Below are 616 nucleotides of genomic sequence, written 5' to 3'. Positions count from 1 at the left end.
AATTGCTTGCATATCTCAAGTATTTTGACGAATTTTGTATAAAGGTTGTACATACAATGGTTTGAACTTAACGTTTTGAACATTAATAAGTTACTAAAAATCAACAATATGTGGAACTTTTTATTCATGTTTATCAACTTAAATTAATTCCGCCAACGGGTTTATAATGTGAAGTAATATGGATAATAAGAATTTTACAAATCAACAGCACAAACATGCGCAATCCAAACAGGATGCTCAATGGTCTCAAGTACAAAGTTTTGTGGATGGTTATAGACAAGCAGTCTTGGACTTCAAAGCTATTCTCCAAGAGCAAGAAGGAAAAGGTTACAAAACTCTTAAAGACCATCTGTGGAATAAGGTTAACGAAGACTTTGTGACTATCGAGACTGTTAAGAACTATGAGAATAGTCAACGGGTACCCGATACTAAAACTCAAATGTATCATGTTAGGTTTGTATATGATCCAACGGGAACTCATCAACTTTACTTTGATAAGGATATGCCTTTTATTCCTGTAGTGGGGCAAAAGTTCTATTGGAAAGATTGGAACGACTTAGATTCCGCCTTTATCATAGAAGAAGTGCATTTGGCTTTTAAGGATGACGGATTGCAC

The 616-nt window shown here is 34.6% G+C and carries 1 protein-coding gene and 1 pseudogene; one reads left to right on the top strand and one right to left on the bottom strand.

The annotated features are described in order from the left end of the window. Positions 1-128, bottom strand: a pseudogene (locus HMPREF9304_RS14505) (IS982 family transposase); the annotation flags it as partial. Positions 129-178: 50 nt separating this feature from the next. On the opposite strand from HMPREF9304_RS14505, the gene HMPREF9304_RS10540 reads away from it, so the two are divergent. Beyond that, positions 179-616, top strand: a 438-nt coding sequence (locus HMPREF9304_RS10540; protein ID WP_036928880.1) for a hypothetical protein, incomplete at its 3' end; no start/stop codon positions are given.

Origin of the sequence: Hoylesella timonensis S9-PR14, assembly GCF_000762405.1 — a bacterium.
GTDB lineage: Bacteria > Bacteroidota > Bacteroidia > Bacteroidales > Bacteroidaceae > Prevotella > Prevotella timonensis_A.
Note: the sequence above shows the minus strand (reverse complement) of the source record. Positions and strands in the feature narration are given on the sequence as shown.